This is a genomic window from Thalassobius sp. MITS945101 (genome assembly GCF_047123305.1).
Taxonomy (GTDB): domain Bacteria; phylum Pseudomonadota; class Alphaproteobacteria; order Rhodobacterales; family Rhodobacteraceae; genus Thalassobius.
Window position 1 is genome coordinate 1,003,626 of record NZ_CP138918.1, and the last position, 21,348, is coordinate 1,024,973.

Annotated in this window: 14 protein-coding genes, 3 tRNA genes and 3 rRNA genes; 6 read left to right on the forward strand and 14 right to left on the reverse strand. The window is 58.0% G+C overall.

Annotated features, from left to right (window positions below; genetic code table 11):
* Positions 1-82 precede the first annotated feature (82 nt).
* Together SIC14_RS05165 and SIC14_RS05170 are read left to right on the forward strand one after the other, a co-directional pair.
* Positions 83-967 carry a LysR substrate-binding domain-containing protein gene (locus SIC14_RS05165; protein WP_412564764.1) on the forward strand — a complete coding sequence of 295 codons (885 nt, stop codon included), beginning with the start codon at positions 83-85 and terminating at the stop codon, positions 965-967.
* Between the two features lie 106 nt (positions 968-1,073).
* A complete protein-coding gene (locus SIC14_RS05170) occupies positions 1,074-1,604 on the forward strand; it encodes a hypothetical protein (RefSeq protein ID WP_412564765.1) in 531 nt (176 codons plus the stop codon).
* 58 nt (positions 1,605-1,662) lie between these two features.
* On the opposite strand, the gene SIC14_RS05175 is transcribed toward SIC14_RS05170, so the two are convergent.
* The 5 genes from SIC14_RS05175 to SIC14_RS05195 form a co-directional block, all read right to left on the reverse strand.
* On the reverse strand, positions 1,663-3,291 hold the full coding sequence (locus SIC14_RS05175; protein ID WP_412564766.1) for an ABC transporter ATP-binding protein: 1,629 nt from the start codon (positions 3,289-3,291) through the stop codon (positions 1,663-1,665).
* Between the two features lie 4 nt (positions 3,292-3,295).
* Positions 3,296-4,219 carry an ABC transporter permease gene (locus SIC14_RS05180; protein WP_412564767.1) on the reverse strand — a complete coding sequence of 308 codons (924 nt, stop codon included), beginning with the start codon at positions 4,217-4,219 and terminating at the stop codon, positions 3,296-3,298.
* 13 nt (positions 4,220-4,232) lie between these two features.
* Entirely contained in the window at positions 4,233-5,186 is a 954-nt protein-coding gene (locus tag SIC14_RS05185; RefSeq protein WP_412564768.1) for an ABC transporter permease, read from the reverse strand.
* 108 nt (positions 5,187-5,294) lie between these two features.
* The gene (locus SIC14_RS05190; protein WP_412564769.1) at positions 5,295-6,866 is read right to left on the reverse strand and encodes an ABC transporter substrate-binding protein; all 1,572 of its coding nucleotides are present in this window, start codon (positions 6,864-6,866) and stop codon (positions 5,295-5,297) included.
* A gap of 237 nt (positions 6,867-7,103) precedes the next feature.
* Positions 7,104-8,207 carry a glycine cleavage T C-terminal barrel domain-containing protein gene (locus tag SIC14_RS05195; RefSeq protein WP_412564770.1) on the reverse strand — a complete coding sequence of 368 codons (1,104 nt, stop codon included), beginning with the start codon at positions 8,205-8,207 and terminating at the stop codon, positions 7,104-7,106.
* A gap of 204 nt (positions 8,208-8,411) precedes the next feature.
* Between SIC14_RS05195 and SIC14_RS05200 the strand changes: the two genes are divergently transcribed.
* Positions 8,412-9,350, forward strand: coding sequence for a LysR substrate-binding domain-containing protein (locus SIC14_RS05200; protein WP_412564771.1), 939 nt, complete (start codon positions 8,412-8,414; stop codon positions 9,348-9,350).
* 50 nt (positions 9,351-9,400) lie between these two features.
* On the opposite strand, the gene SIC14_RS05205 is transcribed toward SIC14_RS05200, so the two are convergent.
* From SIC14_RS05205 to SIC14_RS05235, 7 genes are all read right to left on the reverse strand, one after another.
* Positions 9,401-9,477 (reverse strand) — tRNA-Met (locus SIC14_RS05205).
* Between the two features lie 43 nt (positions 9,478-9,520).
* Positions 9,521-9,635, reverse strand: a 5S ribosomal RNA gene (rrf, locus tag SIC14_RS05210).
* Between the two features lie 101 nt (positions 9,636-9,736).
* A 23S ribosomal RNA gene (locus SIC14_RS05215) occupies positions 9,737-12,568 on the reverse strand.
* Between the two features lie 513 nt (positions 12,569-13,081).
* Positions 13,082-13,158 (reverse strand) — tRNA-Ile (locus SIC14_RS05220).
* Between the two features lie 28 nt (positions 13,159-13,186).
* A tRNA-Ala gene (locus tag SIC14_RS05225) sits at positions 13,187-13,262 on the reverse strand.
* Positions 13,263-13,433: 171 nt separating this feature from the next.
* Positions 13,434-14,895, reverse strand: a 16S ribosomal RNA gene (locus SIC14_RS05230).
* The 16S, 23S and 5S rRNA genes sit together here with 3 tRNA genes alongside, the layout of an rRNA operon.
* A gap of 449 nt (positions 14,896-15,344) precedes the next feature.
* Positions 15,345-15,551, reverse strand: a complete 207-nt coding sequence (locus tag SIC14_RS05235; protein WP_412564772.1) for a hypothetical protein — start codon at positions 15,549-15,551, stop codon at positions 15,345-15,347.
* 161 nt (positions 15,552-15,712) lie between these two features.
* Between SIC14_RS05235 and SIC14_RS05240 the strand changes: the two genes are divergently transcribed.
* On the forward strand, positions 15,713-16,255 hold the full coding sequence (locus SIC14_RS05240) for a 3-hydroxyanthranilate 3,4-dioxygenase (RefSeq protein ID WP_412564773.1): 543 nt from the start codon (positions 15,713-15,715) through the stop codon (positions 16,253-16,255).
* A gap of 75 nt (positions 16,256-16,330) precedes the next feature.
* Here SIC14_RS05240 and SIC14_RS05245 read toward each other — a convergent pair whose 3' ends face one another.
* Together SIC14_RS05245 and SIC14_RS05250 are read right to left on the reverse strand one after the other, a co-directional pair.
* The gene (locus SIC14_RS05245) at positions 16,331-17,278 is read right to left on the reverse strand and encodes a LysR substrate-binding domain-containing protein (protein ID WP_412564774.1); all 948 of its coding nucleotides are present in this window, start codon (positions 17,276-17,278) and stop codon (positions 16,331-16,333) included.
* Between the two features lie 36 nt (positions 17,279-17,314).
* Positions 17,315-18,079: an aspartate dehydrogenase gene (locus tag SIC14_RS05250; protein WP_412564775.1), complete on the reverse strand. Its 765-nt coding sequence runs from the start codon at positions 18,077-18,079 to the stop codon at positions 17,315-17,317.
* A 167-nt stretch (positions 18,080-18,246) separates the two neighbouring features.
* Between SIC14_RS05250 and SIC14_RS05255 the strand changes: the two genes are divergently transcribed.
* Together SIC14_RS05255 and SIC14_RS05260 are read left to right on the forward strand one after the other, a co-directional pair.
* A complete protein-coding gene (locus SIC14_RS05255; protein ID WP_412564776.1) occupies positions 18,247-20,382 on the forward strand; it encodes a xanthine dehydrogenase family protein molybdopterin-binding subunit in 2,136 nt (711 codons plus the stop codon).
* Between the two features lie 11 nt (positions 20,383-20,393).
* Positions 20,394-21,347 carry a dihydrodipicolinate synthase family protein gene (locus SIC14_RS05260; RefSeq protein WP_412564777.1) on the forward strand — a complete coding sequence of 318 codons (954 nt, stop codon included), beginning with the start codon at positions 20,394-20,396 and terminating at the stop codon, positions 21,345-21,347.
* The last annotated feature ends 1 nt before the right edge of the window (position 21,348 follow it).

Consider the following 21,348-nt stretch of genomic DNA (forward strand, 5'->3'; position numbering starts at 1 on the left):
CCGGCAGGATGGCGAAGGCAGGGCCGTGATGACAAACAAAGAATCATTTGATCTCGGCCAAAGAAAATTTGAAGAAGGACCCATGAGCTACAACCTCCCCCCTTTGCCCTGGCTGCGTGCCTTTGAGGCGGCGGCACGTCTGGGCAATTTCACCCTCGCTGCTGAGGAACTGGCGCTGACCCCCGCCGCGATCAGCCACCAGGTCCGGTCACTGGAAGAGCGTTTGGGCTACCCCCTGTTCCTGCGCCGCAATCGGTCCCTGGTGCTTACTCGGCTTGGGGAGGCCTACCTGCCCGCCCTGCGCAGCGCCTTCGCCGATCTGTCGCTAGCCACCACGGATGTCTTTGGACGTGGCCAACAGACCAGCCTCAGGGTGCGATGCCTGCAGACCTTTGCCCAAAGCTGGCTGCTGCCTCGCCTGCCACGTTTTCGCGCCGCCCATCCAGAGGTGCGGCTGCAACTGCACACCGCCTCTTGGGCGGGCACAGTGGAAAGCGAGCAGCTGGATCTTGATATCCTGTATGGCGATGGCAGCTGGAGCGGCGCAGAGGTGGAACCTTTGATACCGGGGCAAGTGTTGCCGCTTTCCCCCCCCGCATTGGCCAATGAAGTCAGTGATCTGGCCTCTCTTGCCAAAGCGCCGCTGATCGAAATCACCGGTGTCAGCGAAAGCTGGTCCCGCTTCTTCCAACGGCAGGACTGGCACGCGCCGTTGCTGCCGCCTGCGATGGTGGTTGACCAATCCAGCGTCGCGCTGGAACTGGCTGCGCAGGGGGCGGGCCACGCGCTGGTCTTTGACGCCTTCGCGCAGCGCTATCTGACGGAGGGGCGGCTGCGCATCTCAATCCCGGCCACCTACCAAAGCGATCAAGGCATGTACTTGATGCGCGCTGGGGGACGGCAAACTTCACCGGATCTGGAGAAGTTTCTGGTCTGGCTGCGGACGGAGGCCAAGCGCTCAGACTAGAGACGCAGCAATGCCGCCCTATCTACGACGGAATCCCCATGCTGGTGCGTTCAACCACTTGGGCGGACAAATGGATGCCGCTTTTGATCTGAAAAGGAACCCGTCAATGCGCAGTTTTGTTTTCTTTTGGCTCCTTGCCGCAAGCGGCACCCCAATGTGGGCGGAGGCCCCGGAGGTGCCTTCAAACACACCCTACATCGTGCTGGCAGACAATTTGGATGAGCCCAATGGCTATGGGTTTTGCCTGGACACCGCCGGGCGCAACCTGACCGACCTGCTGCACGCCCACTCTTGCAAGCCGGTTCGCAACAACAGCACCCAACCCAGCGATACCCAGTTTACCTATGACGCAGTTAACAAACGGGCCGAATCCGTCGCCTATCCGGGGGTCTGTATGCAGGTGCTGACCTCACCCTACATCACGGTCTTTGGCCTGCTGGAGTGCAGTGACCATGCACGGCAGAAGTTTGACCTCTCCGCAGAAGATAAAACCCTGCGCATGGTCGAAGACCCGTCAAAATGCCTCGGCGTTTCTGAAACAACTGTTCGAGCAGGCCCCTGGGTCCGGCGGGATCTGGTTCTGACGACCTGTAGCGACGCGGATGCGGCGCGCACGCAATGGACTTTTGCGGAATGAACCTAGCAATCCCAACCGCCTATTAACGAAAAGGGCGCCCCAAGGAGCGCCCTTCTGATTACTTCGCCGCGCGGCTGGCCAAAAGATCGCTCAGCCAGTTTGGATCCATCTCCGGAACCGAGGACAGCAGAAGCTCGGTATAGGGGTGGTGCGGCGGCTGGAACATTTCGGATTTCACCCCCTGCTCCACCACTTTGCCCTGCTGCATGACCACCACCTCATCGGCAATCGCCCGCACTGTCGCCAGATCGTGGGTGATGAACATATAGGCCAGATCAAACTGTTCCTGCAGACGGTCCAGCAGCTTCAGAATGCCCTCCGCCACCAGCTGATCCAGCGCCGAGGTAACCTCATCGCAGATGATAAACTTGGGTTCTGCCGCCAGCGCACGGGCAATGCCGATGCGCTGTTTCTGACCCCCGGACAGCTCTGAGGGCAGCCGGTCGATGTAGTTCTCCGGTTCCAGCTCGATCAGGTTCAGCAGATCCTTGACCCGATCCTCCAGCGCTTTGCCTTTCAGACCCAGATACATCTGGGCCGGACGGCCAATCAGCTCGCGGATGGTCAGCTTGGGGTTCAGCGCCGTGTCCGCCATCTGGTAGATCATCTGCGCCTGACGCAGCTGGTCACGGCTGCGCGCCTTGTAGCTGGTGGGCAGCTCGGCACCGTCAAACAGGATCTGGCCTTGCCGTTGCGGCAGCAAGCCGGTGATGACCCGCGCCGTGGTCGACTTGCCCGAACCACTTTCACCCACTACCGCCACTGTGCGGCGTTTGTGGATGTCAAAGCTCACGTCCTGCAACACATCAACCTTGCCGTAGCCGGCAGTGATATTGCGCACCGAAACAACCGGCGTCTCGCCTTCGGGTTTGGGCTGTTCAGGACTAGCGTGGCTGCGCACTGCCCAGAGCGATTTGGTATAGTCTTCCTGCGGGGTCGACAGCATGGTGGCCGTGTCCGCCTCTTCGACTTCTTCGCCTCTCAGCAGCACTTTGATCCGGTCCGCCATCTGCGCCACAACGGCCAGATCGTGCGTGATATAGATCGCAGCGGTGTTGAACTGTTCCACAATGTCACGGATCGCGGCCAAGACCTCGATCTGGGTGGTGACATCCAGCGCGGTGGTCGGCTCATCAAAGATGATGAGGTCCGGCCGGCAGGACATGGCCATTGCGGTCATCGCCCGCTGCAACTGCCCCCCGGACACCTGATGCGGATAACGAAAGCCGATCTGTTCAGGGTCAGGCAATTGCATCCGGCGGTAAAGGTCAACCGCATCCGCCTCGGCCTCGGACCGGCCCATAACGGAATGCACCACGGGCGCTTCGCTGTACTGATCGATCAGCTTGTGCGCTGGGTTGAAACTGGCCGCAGCGGACTGCGCCACATAAGCAATGCGTTTGCCCAGCAGCCCACGTCGATCCGAAGCAGAGGCCTGCCGCAGATCAATGCCGTCAAACTGGATGTCCCCACCGGAAATCCGGCAGCCATCACGGGTGAACCCCATGGCGGCCAGACCCACAGTGGATTTGCCCGCCCCGGATTCCCCGATCAGCCCCAGCACCTCACCGCGATGCAGGGTCAGGTCGACGCCTTTGACGATTTCATTCCACTGCTCATCCGAGCGGCCTTCGATCCGCAGGTCGCGAATAGTCAGGAGCGGCTCTTGGTTTTTGTCAGTCGCCATGTGCTTACTCCTTCAATCCGCTGGCACGGTGCAGCTGCCAGTCCACAACGAAGTTCACCGCCACCGTCAACAGTGCAATTGCACCAGCGGGCAGCAGGGGGGTGATGTCCCCAAAGGTGATCAGCGTTGCATTCTCACGCACCATCGACCCCCAGTCTGCCGTGGGTGGCTGAATGCCAAGGCCCAGGAACGACAGCGCCGAAATGGCCAGGAACACAAAGCAGAAGCGCAGGCCAAACTCGGCCACCAGCGGCGCCATCGCGTTGGGCAGCACTTCGCGGGTGATCAGGTGCCACAGGCCTTCGCCGCGCAGCTTGGCGGCTTCGATGTAATCCATCACCACAATCCCCTGCGCCACAGAACGGGCCAGACGGAACACGCGGGTCGCATCAATGGTGGCAATCACAAGGATCAGCGACACCACCGACGTGCCAAAGATGGTCAGCAGCAGAAGCGAGAAAATCAGCGACGGAATCGCCATCAGGATATCAACCACACGGCTGAGGAACTGATCCAGCCAGCCGCCAACCACTGCGGCCAGCAGTCCTAGGATCGAGCCCGCAAAAAACGCCAGAGCGGTGGTGGCAAAAGCAATGCCCACCGTGTTGCGCGCACCGTAGATCATCCGGGTCAGCATATCACGGCCCAGATTGTCCGTGCCCAACAGGTGGGTGCCGTCCCAAGGAAGGTACTGGCGACCGACCACTTCGCTTTCAGCGAAAGGTGCGATCAGCGGCGCCAGCACAGCCACAAGGATGTAGAACAAAATCACCAGCATCCCGAAGGAGGCGGTCAGCGGAGCCTTGCGCAATTCACGCGCCATGTTGGCAGGTGTCACCACCACCAGCACGGCGCGGAACAGCCAGCCAAGCGCCAAAGCGGCCAGCGCGGTCAAAACCACCCAAAGAAGGGTCATCAGAAAAGACATATCCAGTTCCCCCTCAGCGACGGTGCAGCAGACGCGGGTTCGACAGGGTCGACAACACGTCAGCAGTCAGGTTGAGCAGCACATAGGCCGAGGCAAAGATCAGCGCCACAGCCTGCACCACAGGGATGTCTCGGCGGGTCACGCTATCCACCATCAACTGGCCAAGACCGGGGTAGACAAAGACCACCTCAACCACAACCACACCGGTGATCAGATAGGCCAGGTTCAGTGCCACCACGTTGATGATTGGGGCCAGCGCATTCGGCAGCGCATGTTTCAGGATCACCCGCATCGGGCTCATACCTTTCAGACGCGCCATTTCAATATAGGGGCTGGCCAGTAGGTTGATGATCGCCGCCCGAGTCATCCGCATCATATGTGCGGTGACCACTAGGGTCAGCGTCAGCGCCGGCAAGAAGGTCTGATAGAGCGTCTGCCCCAGACTGGCCGAACTGCTAAGACGGGCGATGGACGGGAAATGCCCGCCCTGCGCCAGCCACAGGATCAGGATGTAGGCAACAAAAAACTCAGGGAAGGAGATCGAGGTCAGCGCCGCAGCATTGGACACGCGGTCAAAGATCGAATTGCGGAACAGGGCTGCCAGAATGCCAAGAGCCAGCGACAGCGGCACCGCAAGACAGGCGGCATAGATCGCAAGGAACAGCGTGTTGCCCAGACGGCTGCCAATCAGATCCAGCACCGGCCGGTCATTGGACAGCGATTTGCCAAAGTCCCCCTGCAGCGCGCCAAACAGCCAGTCGACATAGCGGGTGTGAAACGGTTGATCGAGCCCCAGATCCCGACGGATGGCCGCCACGGTTTCTTCGGTTGCGGATTGTCCCAGGATGGCCTCGGCAAAGTCGCCGGGCAGCAATTCGGTCGCGCCGAAGATCAGCAGCGAAATCACAAAAAGCGTCAGAAATCCCAGGGCCAGTCGTTGCGCAATCATGCGCCAGACATGCGCCATCTGTTGTGTCCCTCCGTCAGTTTCCGCAGTGTTTTGTTTTTCTATTGCCCCGCGGATGGCAAACCCGGCGCCCTAGGGCACCGGGTCGTTTTCAGATCGCCTCAGCGATTATGCAAACCACCAACGTTCGATCGCGCGGAAGCCGTCCATGGTCCAGTTGGACCCGACCTGCTCTGGCGTGGCGATGGCATCGGAGTGGGCCATCACGTAGTTGGCGTACATCGGCACGATCACGCTGCCTTCGTCACGTACGATGGTCTGCATCTCGACATACATCTCGCGGCGCTTGGCTTCGTCCAGCTCGGACCGGGCTTCGGTCAGCAGCTTGTTGAAACGCTCGTGCTCCCAGTAGCTGTCGTTCCACGACGCGCCCGAGGCATAGGCCGTGGTGAACATCCAGTCCTCTGTCGGACGGCCACCCCAGTAGGAGGTCACAAACGGTTTCTGCATCCAGACGTTGGACCAGTAGCCATCTGCCGGCTCACGCTTAACGGTCAGGTTGATGCCCGATGCCTTGGCGGTTTCCGAGAACAGAACCGCCGCATCAGTTGCGCCACCAAAGGCCGCTTCCGAGGTCGAAAGCTCTACGTCCAGGCTGTCGAGACCGGCCTGCTTCAGGTAGAACTTCGCCTTTTCCGGATCATAGGCACGCTGTTCCAGCTCGGAGGCGTGGAAACGGTTGGACTGGCCGATCGGGTGGTCGTTGCCCACCGAACCGTAACCGTTCAGGATCTTCTCAACCATTTCTTCCCGGTTGATCGCATGTTTCAGCGCCAGGCGAACGTTGTTGTCGCTGAACGGAGCCGCGCGGCTGTCCATCGGCATCACGTAGTGCTGGGTGCCGGACACCGACAGTGTCTTGATCGACGGCGCGCGCTCCAGCAGATGCACAGTGTTCAGATCCACACGGTCGATCAGGTCAACCTGACCGGACAGCAGCGCGTTCTGACGGGCGGCCGCATCAACGATCGGCAGCAGCTCGATGGCGTCAAAGTGAGCGCGATCCGACTTCCAGTAGTTCGGGTTGCGGGTGAGCGTCGCTTCAACACCGGGCTCGTAGCTTTTGACAACATAGCCGCCACAGCCGTCCAGCGAAGCCGGATCAATCTTGCCGTCCATGCCGGGCATGATTGGCAGGTGGTAATCCGAGATGATGAACGGGAAGTCGGCGTTGCCTGCTTCCAGCGTAAAGACCACAGTTGTGGCATCCGCGGCCTGCAGATCAACAATCGAAGCGACAATCGGTTTCGCCGCCGATTCACTGTCCTCACCACGGTGGTGGTTGATCGAGGCCACAACATCGTTGGCGTCCAGGGTTTTGCCGCTGTGGAAGGTGACGCCTTCGCGGATCTTGAAGGTCCAGACCTTTGCATCTGCCGAGGCAGACCATTCAGTTGCCAGTTCCGGCACCAGTTGGCCATCCGCGGCAATCTCGGTCAGGTAGTTGTGACGCGCGTTCGCAAAGACCTGGGAATAGGCGTTGTCCCAGCTGCCGGGATCAAGGCTGTCCGAGGTGCTACCATGGCCCATGCCAACGCGCAGGGTGCCGCCTTTTTTCGGAGCTGCATGTGCAGCGCGCATACCAGCGGGCAGGATCAGCGCTGCCGCGCCCATCGCGGTTGCACCGCGCAGCAGTCCACGGCGGGAAATGCCGGACTTGGGTGTGTTACTGGATGTCATCGTTTTCTCCTCTGTTGTTTGGTGCCGCCTTTCTGGCGGTCTATCGCATGCCGGCTCTGCATGAGCCCGGGCCCGTCTAGGACGGTCCTCTGGCAACAATTCTGCAAGTGACATTGGCAGAGTCAGCAGCGGCTACTGTCACAGTAGCCCGCGCTGCCCCGTGGTTAGCAAGCCCTTTTCCGACTGCCCTTACGGTCACTTTTTGAAAAAACATAGTAATGTCTTGTAGATAATGGCTCACAGAAAGGGAAGCTCCACCAGTTCCGCCATGACAATTCCCCCGGGCCGATGCACTTCAACCGAGTCGCCGGGCTGCAGATCTACCGAAATCAGCGCGTAGCCGATGTTCTGTTTCATCCGGAAAGACCAGGTGCAGTTGGTCATATCGCCCACCTTCTGGCCGTCTTTGACCAGCGCCTCCCAGGCAAAGCCCAAAGGCGCGGGGTCTTCGCCCTCCAGCTTCAGACCCAGCTGGTGGCGCTTCGGACCTTCCTCTGCAATCTTGCGCAATGCCCGAATGCCCACCGTGTCATCCGGCACATCCAGATCGACATATTGGCTCAGCCGAACCTCATAGGGATTTGTGAAGGCATCGGTGTCACCGCCGACCGAAACCAGACCACTTTCGGTCCGTTCCGGCGTGCAGGGAGAACCCGGCCCAATGTCGTAGGGCGCGCCCGCTTCTTTGACGATGTTCCACAGGTCCGCGCCACGGCTGCCATCCTGAAGGTAAATTTCATAGCCGCCCTGTTTCGACCAGCCCGAGCGCTGCAAAGCGACGGGAATGCCGTTGATTTCGGTCTCTTTGAACCAGAAATACTTCAGATCACGCACCCAGTCGCCGAACATATCCGCGACCACCTCCACCGCTTTGGGGCCTTGTACTGCCAGCGGCGACACGTCGGGTTCGGTAATCTCCACATCCAACCCACGTTCCGAGGCAATCGCCCGTGCCCAGAACCAGATATCGCTGTCTGCAATCGAGAACCAGAACCGGTCCTCCTCATGTTTCAGCAGGATCGGATCATTGATCACCGTCCCGATGTGATTGCACAGCGGCACATATTTACCCTGACCCGGTTTGCACTTGCTAAGGTCCCGAGGGCTAAGGATCTGCGCCAGTTTGGCAGCATCCTTGCCGGTCACCTCGACCTGCCGCTCACAGGACACGTCCCACATCGAAACGCCGTTGATCAATCGCCAATACTCTTCTTCCGGATTGCCGTAGAAGGCCGGTAAAACCATGCTGTTATAGAAAGTTGCATGAGTGATCCCCTCCGACTTAACAGAGGCCATAAACGGAGTCGGGCGCAAACGGGCCGTGGGCGCAATGGTGAACATGGGTCTTGATCCTGATATGAGTTGCCCCTGATGTTCCGCCGCAGACCCATTTCTCACAACCGACATATATAGGGGGTTAGACCCCACTGAGGTTATGAACCTGGCCCGTCGCTTTTCGTCGATCTGTTCGTTTTTCGACCACCGAGCGCCGCTTCCAGCAAAGGCCCCCATGACGGGCAGAGTCAGCATGACCAAAGAAAAGTTATGACTTGGTTTTGCATGGCGCAGAAGATCCCTCACCTCACCTGGCTTCGTGCCTTCGAAGCTGCTGCACGGCATCTGAGTTTCACCAGTGCCGCCGAGGAGTTGAATCTGACGCAGGCCGCCATCTCAAAGCAGGTTAAATTGCTAGAGCAGTTTCTGGGTGAACCCCTGTTTGAACGCCGCCCGCGCAGCCTGGCACTGACCAAGATTGGGGCCGCTTATCTGCCCAAGGTGCGCGACGGATTTGACCGCATCGTTGCCGGCACCGAAGAGGTCTTTGGCGGTCGCTTGTCGGACGCGCTGACCCTGCGCGCGCCTGTTGGGTTTTCGACCAGCTGGATTGTGCCGCGGTTGCGTCGTTTTATCGAAATGTTTCCCGAATGTCCGGTGCGCCTGCTGTCGAGCGTCTGGGACGAACAGAACCAACCCCGTGTCGATCTTGAGGTGCGCTATGGCACCGGAGACTGGGCTAGATTGGCTGCGGATCGTCTGACCTGGGAAGTTTTTGAACCGCTCTGCGCGCCCTCGCTGTTAACCAATGGGCCGGATCTGAAAGACCCTGCCGACCTGCGCCATCACCGGCTGCTGCATGTCTTGGGTTATGAGGAGGGCTGGTCGACCTGGCTGCGCGCCGCCGGTGTTGAGGGGGTGAATGCCGGGCAGGGCATGCAATTTGACACCTCGCTGACAGTGTTCGAGTTTGCCGCCGCTGGCGGTGGTGTGGCCCTGGGGCGGTCGTCGATGTCGGGCCCGTTTCTGGAAAGCGGCCGTTTGGTGCGGCCGTTTTATCTGCCGGTGCCCCTGGACGAGGCGTTTTACCTGACCTGTTCTTCTGGCGGCATGCGGCATCCGCATATTGCTTTGCTGCGGGATTTCCTGCTGGAGGAAGCTTCCCGCGATGTATTGAATCAGCGTCGTTACCGATTGGTTGGGGGTTGATTTTTTTGGTGTTTTTTTAACAAAAGAGCCGCCCTTTTTGGGCGGCTTTTTGGTTGCGGGAGCAGGATTTGAACCTGCGACCTTCAGGTTATGAGCCTGACGAGCTACCGGGCTGCTCCATCCCGCGCCAATGCGCTTGTGATCGTTTAGAGGGATTTGGTCTTTATTAGGTTTGGCGGTGACCTACTCTCCCACACCTTAAGATGCAGTACCATCGGCGCTTCGGTGCTTAACTTCCGAGTTCGGGAAGGGATCGGGTGTATCACTCGTGCTATGACCACCAAACCGAATAAAGACCAAGGGGCGTTTTTGCCCCGATATCAACGTGTTGTCCAGTTTTTGTTCACTTAGTGTATGCTCTTGATTTGGTCTTACTTTTACTGGATCAAATCAAGCCAATCGGACCATTAGTACCAGTCAACTGAATGCGTTACCGCACTTACATCTCTGGCCTATCGACGTGGTGGTCTACCACGGTCCTCAAGGGATACCTTGTTTTGAGGGGGGCTTCCCGCTTAGATGCCTTCAGCGGTTATCCTGTCCGTTCATAGCTACCCAGCACTACCGTTGGCACGATAACTGGTCCACCAGTGGAACGTTCACCCCGGTCCTCTCGTACTAGGGGCAACTCCTCTCAAGTATCCTACACCCACGGCAGATAGGGACCGAACTGTCTCACGACGTTCTAAACCCAGCTCACGTACCTCTTTAAATGGCGAACAGCCATACCCTTGGGACCTGCTCCAGCCCCAGGATGAGATGAGCCGACATCGAGGTGCCAAACACTGCCGTCGATATGGACTCTTGGGCAGTATCAGCCTGTTATCCCCGGCGTACCTTTTATCCGTTGAGCGATGGCCCTTCCACGCGGGACCACCGGATCACTATGGCCGTCTTTCGACTCTGCTCGACTTGTCAGTCTCGCAGTCAGGCTGGCTTCTGCCATTGCACTCAACGAGCGATTTCCGACCGCTCTGAGCCAACCTTCGCGCGCCTCCGTTACTCTTTAGGAGGCGACCGCCCCAGTCAAACTACCCGCCACGCAGGGTCCCGGATCCGGATAACGGACCGCGGTTAGACATCAAGCAGAATAAGGGTGGTATCTCAAGGGAGGCTCCACCAGAACTGGCGTCCTGGTTTCAAAGCCCACCACCTATCCTGCACATATTGTGCCTGATGCCAGTGCGAAGCTGTAGTAAAGGTGCACGGGGTCTTTCCGTCTAACCGCGGGAAGCCTGCATCTTGACAGGCAATTCAATTTCGCTGAGTCGATGTTGGAGACAGCGGGGAAGTCGTTACGCCATTCGTGCAGGTCGGAACTTACCCGACAAGGAATTTCGCTACCTTAGGACCGTTATAGTTACGGCCGCCGTTTACCGGGGCTTCAATTCGACGCTCTCACATCTCCTTTTAACCTTCCGGCACCGGGCAGGCGTCAGACCCTATACGTCGTCTTGCGACTTCGCAGAGCCCTGTGTTTTTAGTAAACAGTCGCCACCCCCTGGTTTGTGCCCCCAGCCTCTAGTTGCCTAGAAACTGGGCCTCCTTCTCGCGAACTTACGGAGGTATTTTGCCGAGTTCCTTCAACATCGTTCTCTCAAGCGCCTTGGTATTCTCTACCAGTCCACCTGTGTCGGTTTAGGGTACGGTCTTAAAGAGGGGCTATTTCCAGGGACCAATTAGCAGCCCATTCAATCCAATAAGGATGAACTACCTTCATGATCCGTCACCACCTCACGGCCTAGGAATATTAACCTAGTTCCCATCGACTACGCCTTTCGGCCTCGCCTTAGGGGCCGGCTTACCCTGCTCAGATTAGCTTTAAGCAGGAACCCTTGGACTTTCGGCGACAGGGTCTCTCACCCTGTTTGTCGCTACTCATGTCATCATTCTCACTAGTGATCTCTCCACCGGATCGCTCACGCGCCGGCTTCACAGAAAGCACTCTATCCTGCGCTACCTCCCGGAGGAGATAGAAGAGGATGAGTGCTATGTCACACTACGCTCTGCTACCATGCACTATGTGCATCCTCAGCTTCGGCTCATGGCTTGAGCCCCGTTACATCTTCGCCGCAGGACAACTTATTTAGACCAGTGAGCTGTTACGCTATCTTTAAAGGATGGCTGCTTCTAAGCCAACCTCCTGGTTGTTTTGGTCGTCCCACCTGCTTTCCCACTTAGCCATGAATTAGGGGCCTTAGCTGGAGGTCAGGGTTGTTTCCCTCTCCACAACGGACGTTAGCATCCGCTGTGTGTCTGCCATCTAGTACTCCCGGGTATTCGGAGTTTGGTTAGGATCAGTAAGCCTGTGGGGCCCCATTACCCATCCAGTGCTCTACCCCCCGGGGTATTCGGATGACGCTCTACCTAAATAGATTTCGCAGAGAACCAGCTATCTCCGAGTTTGATTGGCCTTTCACCCCTAGGCACAACTCATCCCGACCTTTTTCAACAGGTGTGGGTTCGGCCCTCCAGTAAGTGTTACCTTACCTTCAGCCTGGTCATGCCTAGATCACTCGGTTTCGGGTCTGATCCCACGAACTCATTCGCCCTATTAAGACTCGCTTTCGCTGCGCCTACACCTATCGGCTTAAGCTTGCTCGTGAGACCAAGTCGATGACCCATTATACAAAAGGTACGCCGTCAGCTCGCAAGGAGCCTCCGACTGATTGTAGGCGTTCGGTTTCAGGTACTGTTTCACTCCCCTCGTCGGGGTGCTTTTCACCTTTCCCTCACGGTACTGGTTCACTATCGGTCAGTAAGGAGTACTTAGCCTTCGAGGGTGGTCCCCCGATGTTCAGACAGGATTTCACGTGTCCCGCCCTACTTAATACGTCCAATCATGCTTCCTATACGGGGCTGTCACCCACTTTGGCCGACCTTTCCAGGTCGTTCTAGTCACATTCATGGCTCGGCTGGTCCCCGTTCGCTCGCCGCTACTAGGGGAGTATCTGTTGATTTCCTTTCCTCCGGGTACTTAGATGTTTCAGTTCCCCGGGTTCGCTCTTAAAACCCTATGTATTCAGGTTAAAAGTACCTGTCTCACCCCATTATTGATAGCAGAGCTAACAATAACAGAATGTCAGGTGGGTTGCCCCATTCGGAGATCCAGGGATCAAAGCCTATTCTCGGCTCCCCCTAGCTTATCGCAGAGTATCACGTCCTTCATCGCCTCTTACTGCCAAGGCATTCACCAAACGCCCTTCTCGCGCTTGATTTGATCCAGAAAGAGTAAGACTTCTTAGTGTGCTACCGCCCGAAGGCTACTTGAGCACGAAGACTTCCACATCCGGGCTGGTTCGACCGGATGCTCACTTTCTGATCAAAAGCATACTATATCCCGCTCCTTACCCGAAAGACTGCGCTGCCGATGTCGGTCGGCCCCACGCAGAAGGTAAGGAACATTGCAAGATCTCTCGATCTTGCGGGTTCAATCTCTTGCGGAGATTGAACCGGGTTAGTGTACTTGACTTGGACAACTCTGTTCGTTTCAGCAGGGATACGTTGCATAAAGATCGAGGAAACAATCTCTATCACGCCTCTCCCGAAGGAGACCTACTGAGATCGTCCGCTTACTTACGGTGATCAAACAGGTTGTTGATATTTCTCTCTAAACGATGTCAGTTCCGTCTCTTGCGAGGCGGAAGCGTGTCCGATTGGACGGTTAAGAACCAGGGTCTGGTGCTTAACGATCTAATCGAACGCTCTTATCTTTGGTATCTTGCGAAGAATGGTGGGTCGAGGAGGACTTGAACCTCCGACCTCACGCTTATCAGGCGTGCGCTCTAACCACCTGAGCTACCGACCCATCCTTGGAAGGCTTAGTCGGAGGAGAGTGGTGGAGCCTAGCGGGATCGAACCGCTGACCTCCTGAATGCAAATCAGGCGCTCTCCCAGCTGAGCTAAGGCCCCTAAGCTGACCACACGAGGTGTCGTGCGGTGCGTAATCCTGAAGAGATATGAGGACGGCCTGGTCCTCAGTGTCCATGAAGGACCTGATGATATTGATCAGCGTGACTTGCTGATCGTTGCTAAGTGCATCCACGAAGTTGAACAAGTTCAACCTGCTAGGTGCATCCTTAGAAAGGAGGTGATCCAGCCCCAGGTTCCCCTAGGGCTACCTTGTTACGACTTCACCCCAGTCGCTGATCCTACCGTGGCCGCCTGCCTCCCCGAAGGGTTAGCGCAGCGTCGTCGGGTAGAACCAACTCCCATGGTGTGACGGGCGGTGTGTACAAGGCCCGGGAACGTATTCACCGCGTCATGCTGTTACGCGATTACTAGCGATTCCGACTTCATGCTCTCGAGTTGCAGAGAACAATCCGAACTGAGACAGTTTTTTGGGATTAACCCATTGTCACTGCCATTGTAGCACGTGTGTAGCCCAACCCGTAAGGGCCATGAGGACTTGACGTCATCCACACCTTCCTCCCGCTTATCACGGGCAGTTTCCTTAGAGTTCCCGGCCGAACCGCTGGTAACTAAGGATGTGGGTTGCGCTCGTTGCCGGACTTAACCGAACATCTCACGACACGAGCTGACGACAGCCATGCAGCACCTGTCACTAGGTCCCGAAGGAAGGCCTGATCTCTCAGGTTGTCCTAGGATGTCAAGGGTTGGTAAGGTTCTGCGCGTTGCTTCGAATTAAACCACATGCTCCACCGCTTGTGCGGGCCCCCGTCAATTCCTTTGAGTTTTAATCTTGCGACCGTACTCCCCAGGCGGAATGCTTAATCCGTTAGGTGTGTCACCGAATAGCATGCTACCCGACGACTGGCATTCATCGTTTACGGTGTGGACTACCAGGGTATCTAATCCTGTTTGCTCCCCACACTTTCGCACCTCAGCGTCAGTATCGAGCCAGTGAGCCGCCTTCGCCACTGGTGTTCCTCCGAATATCTACGAATTTCACCTCTACACTCGGAATTCCACTCACCTCTCTCGAACTCAAGACTAGCAGTATTAAAGGCAGTTCCAGGGTTGAGCCCTGGGATTTCACCTCTAACTTACTAGCCCGCCTACGCGCGCTTTACGCCCAGTAATTCCGAACAACGCTAACCCCCTCCGTATTACCGCGGCTGCTGGCACGGAGTTAGCCGGGGTTTCTTTACCAGATACTGTCATTATCATCTCTGGCGAAAGAGCTTTACGACCCTAAGGCCTTCATCACTCACGCGGCATGGCTGGATCAGGCTTGCGCCCATTGTCCAAGATTCCCCACTGCTGCCTCCCGTAGGAGTCTGGGCCGTGTCTCAGTCCCAGTGTTGCTGATCATCCTCTAAAACCAGCTATAGATCGTAGACTTGGTAGGCCATTACCCCACCAACTATCTAATCTAACGCGGGCTAATCCGTCACCGATAAATCTTTCCCCCGAAGGGCGTATAAGGTATTACTCTCCGTTTCCAGAGGCTATTCCTTAGTGTCGGGTATATTCCCACGCGTTACTAACCCGTCCGCCGCTCACCCCGAAGGGCGCGCTCGACTTGCATGTGTTAGGCCTGCCGCCAGCGTTCGTTCTGAGCCAGGATCAAACTCTCAAGTTGAAAGCACCTTACGGTGCTATCCTTGACGTTCGAACCTCTGCACATACTGTTTTTCCAATTGACTTGGAAATGTCCCAACCGGCTGGTCGGGACGTTCTCTGTTTGTGACATCAGTACCAAAAGATACCGAAAGCCGACAAACAGTGAAGCTGACTATCCATCATCGGAACCGAAGCTCCTAGGTAGTTGATATATGTGCAGTCGTTCATTCATCGAATGAACCAAACCGCCCACATATCTCTTCAGATACCATCAATGTCAAAGAGCGCGGCAACAACCCAAGTCATCACCAGAGACAAAATCAACACGAAGCGCCAAAACCTTCCTGGCGCAACCTGCGTCATAAACCTCATATTTTGTTAACTTCAGACCCTGCCAGAGTTGCCTCCGTAGCGCCGTCCGCCGTCCCAACCTGCGCCTCAGCGCCGCCGGTGAAGGGGGTTCTAAGGTTATTCCAAACCACCCGCAAGCGCTTTTTCAAAGAAAATCACAAAAACACAAAACCATTTCAAAAATAAAACAAAATCAAACACATAAACAAACAACACCACAAAAAAACAAAACCAATCCACACAAAAGCCAATCAACAAAACAGGAATCACACCCACAAACACACAATTCCACAACGAGTCGCGCAAATCCAAAGCAGAATCCAACACAGAATCCCCGCCGCTAAGCCATCTGGGCAGGACTTTATATACAGTCCGATTCACCGCCGTCGCGCTGACATAAGCAAAATGGATAGCAGGTTTCGATGTTGATCCTTGCGGTTATAGCGCCGGCACAGACACTCTTTGTTAACACATAGGAGGATAGAATGGCGCGGCTGAGTGCGTTCAACTTTCAGAAATGGATCGACGAACACAAACATCTCTTGAAACCGCCAGTGGGCAATCAACAGATCTGGGAAGATGCCGATCTGATGGTCACGGTTGTTGGCGGCCCGAACAAACGGACGGACTATCATGATGACCCGGTGGAGGAGTTCTTTTACCAGCTGAAGGGCGACATGCTGTTGAAGCTATATGATGGGGAAGAGTTCTACGATGTCCCCATTCGCGAAGGGGAGATCTTTTTGCTGCCCCCTCATGTGCGGCATTCCCCGCAACGCCCGCAGGAAGGGTCAATTGGTCTGGTGATCGAACCCAAACGTCAGAAAGGGGAACTGGATGCAATCGAGTGGTACTGTTTTGACTGTTCCACCTTGGTGCATCGAGCAGAGATGCAGCTGAAATCCATCGTGGAGGATCTGCCACCGGTCTATGCCCAGTTCTATGCCTCTGATGAGGCGCGCACCTGCCCCAACTGTGGCAGTGTGCATCCCGGCAAAGAACCACCCGAGGGCTGGGTGCAGCTTTAACAGGTTTGTTCGGCCATGCAGCTGTCCCCCTTGGGTGGACACGCCTCTAAAGGCAACGGAAGAAGATCAGGGGCGTCACATCCCCTGAGACACATCCTCCAACGCGTCCAGAAACATCTTGGCGGCGGGCGACAACTGCTCGGCGCCACGAAAGGAAATCCCCACCGGTCCGGCGCCAAAAGGCAGATCGAAGGCCAGTTCGGCCAATTGCCCCGCCGCGATGTCCTGCGCCGCAACATGGGAGGGCATCAGACCCATCAGGTCACCGCCCCCCGACAGGAGGGCGCGGTTGGTCAGATAGGACACCGACTCGACCGAGGCAGGCGGGGTGTAGTCATCGCTGTCGATAAAGAACTGATCCAGCTGACGGCGCAGTGAGGTTTCCACCGGCGGCAGGATCCAGCCAAACGGGCGCAGATCTTTGAACCCCAGCGCAGATCGCCCCGCCAGCGGATGGGCGGCCCCGGTGACCAGACGGATCTTTTCCTGAAACAACGAGATTTGTGACAGATCCTGCCGGTGGCGATGTGTCGGCAGACGGCCCACCACCAGATCAATCTCCCCCGCACGCAGGCCCGGCATCAGCACCTCATTGGTGCCTTCAACCACTTTGATTGTCACATTGGGGCGCTGTTCCAGCACCCGCCCGATGGCCAAGGGCAGCAGGCGCGACGACGCCGCTAGCAAGGTACCAACCACCACCCGCCCCGAGGTGCCTTCGCTTAGGTCATCCAATTCCTGTGCAGCGTTTGAGATCTGGGCGGAGATCAGTTTGCCGTGCCGGATCAGCGCCTCGCCGTAGACCGTGGGCACCACCCCCCGATTGGTGCGGTCAAACAGCTGCACCTCAAAATCCAACTCCAGATCTTTGATCATCTTGGTGGCTGCCGGCTGCGAGACGTTCAACTCGCGGGCGGCGGCCTGAATATTGCCGTTCTTGCCCACCGCCACCAGCAGCCGCAGTTGACGCAACTTCAGGCGGGTCAGGGCACGTTCGACAATCCTGCTATGTTTGGCGGCCATGGGACGTTCCTTTTGCGGTGCAACGGGGAGGGCTTTTTAGAAGCCGACAGGTTTTTGCCGCTCCAGCACCGCCGCCACGGCGCTCATCGCGGCCAAGGCAGAGGATCGAGGATTGTCCGGCAGGCTGTTGCCTTCAAGAGTGAAATACAAGCGGCCAAATCCGCCCTCTGCACGCACTTCATGGATATTGGCGGCAACCGACGGATCGGCGATCAGCTCAACCTGGGTGGCATCCAGCCCAATAGAGGACAGGGCCACAGCGGCAGCGACATTGGCGTTTTTTGGATAGGTCACCGCGGCCTCACGGGCGGTGCCGGTGAAATGGGTGAAAGGTTCGCGCAGCGTGTCCAGATCACAGGCCCCTTCGGCGGGCGACCCTTTCCAGCCACGCGGCGGTTTGCGCCCCACATAGGTCACATGGCTGATCGGCCCCACCGCGCCTGCGCGCAGTGCGTCCAGTGCCCCGATGGCGCCACTGGCCAGATGCAGCCGCGCGCCGCCTTCCTCTGCGGCTGTTGCCAGCTCTGCCTGCAATGCCGCATCCGCCAAGGCGCCCAGCGACAGCGTCACCACATCAATGCCACGCCGCAGGGCCGCTGCGCCATGGGCCTGCAAACCGGGGTGGCCGGCGCAGTCCACCAGCAGATCCACGTCCTCGGGCAGCTCGGCAACTGAAGTGACACAGCCCGCGGCCTCTTTGCCGGGGCGCACGATCAGGGCAGCAACGGAAAGGTCCCGTGCTGCAAGTTCGCGGTGGACGTATTTGGAAATGGCACCGTTGCCGATCACTGCAATTGTCATGAAGGCCTCACTCTTTCTTCGCTCCTATTGATACTTACCTGCCAGCGAATTTGATATCCATTTCGGTTATATCAGAATCCGGTCTTTGTATTTTGCCTCAGCGGGGCGCGGTGGTCTTATGCGGGCAGTTTCAAAACCGCGTCAAACCAGCCTGAATGACCCCGCCCATGTCCCGCATCTCTACTGATTTCTCCTCTCCCATCGGACGCGCCCTGCCCAGCCGGCGCTCTGCTGATTTTGTGGCCGGACGAGGGTGCTACACTGATGATGTGCATTTGCAGGATCCATTGCATGTGGCCTTCCTGCGCGCGGTGGACCCCTGCGGCGTGATCGCGGATATCGATGTCACTGAAGCAGCCGAGGGGGAGGGCGTCCATGCTGTCCACACCGGCGCGGACGTCGCTGCCTTGGGCCCGCTGTCGGTTAATCCGGTGATCCCAATGGTGGCGCAGCTGCCTTACCCCGTCCTCGCGCAGGGAGAGGTTCTGGCGGTGGGCCAACCATTGGCGGCCGTGCTGGCTGATCACCCGATGCGCGCGCAGGACGCCGCCGAGCAGATCTGGGCCGAGATTGCCGCAACTGAGTTGCCGGAACGTACCTTGGTTGCAGAGAAACAATGGTCACACGGGGACTGCGCGGGTGTCATGGCCCAAGCGCCGATCGTGGTTGAGGCCAGTTTGCAGCACGCCCGTCTGGCCCCCGCTTCGATGGAGCCGCGCGCTATTGCCGTGTCCTACGATCGGGACAACGAGAGCGCCACGATTTACCATTCTACCCAGACCCCGCATCGCACCCGGTCAGAGCTGAGCCAGATCCTTGGCCTCGACATCTCCCGCCTGCATGTGGTTGCGCCGGATGTCGGGGGTGCGTTTGGGATGAAAGCCTCGCTTTATCCCGAAGAGGTCTTTGCGGTCTGGGCCGCTTTCCAGCATCGCCGTGACGTGAAATGGACCGCCACCCGATCCGAGGAGTTTCTTTCTGCCACCCAAGGGCGCGGCGTTCACAGCCGCGGCCGGATGGCGGTCAGCCCCGCGGGTGACTTCCTTGCGCTGGAGGCTGCGGTTGAGGCACCCGTGGGCCGCTGGCTGCCGAACTCCGGCCTGATTACAGGATGGAACGCCGCGCGGATCCTGCCCGGTGGCTATGCGATCAAGGATGTGGACATCACCACGCAGGTCTATGCCGAAAACCTTGGCCCCACTGGCATCTATCGCGGCGCCGGTCGGCCCGAAGCCAATGCGCTGATGGAGCGGCTAGTCGACAAGGCCGCGCAGGCAACAGGTCTGGACCCGCTGGAGATCCGCCGCCGCAACCTGCTGCGCGCTGAACAGCTGCCGTTTGAAACCGCCACAGGCAACCTGCTGGATTCGGGCGACTATGCCCGCGCCTTGCAGATGCTTTCGGAGACCGGGGGATACACTGCTGCCGTTCAGCGGCGCGATGCGGCCCGGGCCAAGGGCCAGCTTGCTGGTGTTGGCGCCGCCTTCTATCTGGAGCCCTCGGGATCCGGTTGGGAAAGTGCCCGTGTCACCTGGCAGGCGGACGGCACGGTTGAGGTCGCTTCGGGCGCGTCTTCGCAGGGGCACGGGCGGGAAACCGCCTTTGCCCAGATCGCGGCTGATACCCTTGGACTGGCACCGGAGCAGATCACCGTCCGCCTTGCCGACAGCCGGACCTGTCCCGAAGGCATTGGCGCATTGGCCAGCCGCTCCACTGCAATCGGTGGCAGCGCGGTACTGGAAGCCTGCCAAAATCTGCTTGCCCAGCGCGACGCAGGCCAGGCCCTGCCGCTGACGGCAGAGGTGAAATACGAAAACAAGGGGCAGGCCTGGGGCTATGGCGCCTATCTGATCGCGGTCGAGATCGACCGCGCCACAGGTATGCTTTCAATCCAGCAAGCCATCTGCATCGACGACACCGGTCGCATCATCAATCCAGCACAGGTCGAAGGACAGGTCCGCGGTGGTTTTGCACAAGGTCTGGGCGAGGCGCTGATGGAACAGCTGCACTATGACGCTGACGGGCAATTGGTAACCGGATCCTTCATGGATTACGCCATGCCCCGTGCCAGCGATATTCCCGATCTGACCATCGGCAAGTTCGAAACCCCCAGCCCGCTCAACAGCCTGGGCGCCAAAGGTGTGGGAGAGGCTGGCACCATCGGCGCGCCGGCGGCCTTGCTGAATGCCGCCCTGGATGCGCTGGCCCCATTGGACATCGACCACATAGACATGCCGCTGACCCCGCAAAAACTCTGGCACGCGATCCACGCTGCCAGCCCCGACACAACCACCAACCGTTAAACAGGTGTGACATGAAATATTCCAAGCTCGACGCCAAAGACCACGCGCGTGAACACATGCGCGGCATCTGGGCCGCTGCCCTCAACCCGTTCCACGAAGGCGGCGCCTTTAACGAGGAGGGGCTGCGCCAGAATATCCGACATTGGGTGGATGATCTGGCCATTCAGGGCCTGTTCATCGCCGGAAAACAGGGTGAGTTCTTCTCGATGTCGCTGGAAGAGCGCAAACGCAACTTTGAGATCGCGGTCGAGGAATGTGACGGCAAGGCGGGCACCATCATGTCGGCCTCGGACCAGAATTTCGACACGGTGATCGAACTGGCAAAACACGCCCAGGCCTGCGGGGCTGACTATATCGTGGTGCACGCGCCGATCCTGCACTTTGTCTCGGATCCCGATGACACCGTTTACAACTACTACAATGCCATCTGCGATCAGGTCGATATCGGCATCGCGATGTGGTCCCATCCTGACAGCGGCTATCTGATGTCGCCAGAACTCTGCGCCCGTATTGCGGAGCTGCCCAACATCGTGGCGATCAAATACTCGGTCCCGCGCGACATGTATGTGCGGCTGAGCCATATGGTTGGCGACAAAATCCACGTCTCCACCGCCTCAGAGGTCGAGTGGCTGGACAACATCGAAGAGCTGAACTGGAAACTCTACCTCTGCTCCTCGCCGCCCTACATGCTGCAGACCAAAAACGACCGACGGATGCATGACTATACCCAACTGGCCTTTGAGGGACGTTTCGAAGAGGCCCGCGCCCTGCGGGACAGCCTGGATCCGGTGCGCAATGCGATCAAATCCACCAAACCCGGCGGCAAACCGCAGGCCCATAGCAAATATTGGCAGGAACTGCTGGGACAGGTCGGTGGACCAGTGCGTCAGCCGCTGTTGCAACTGACCGATGCCGAAAAGGACGCCACCCGCGCCGCCTTTGACTCCTGTGGCCTGAAGCTGTGAT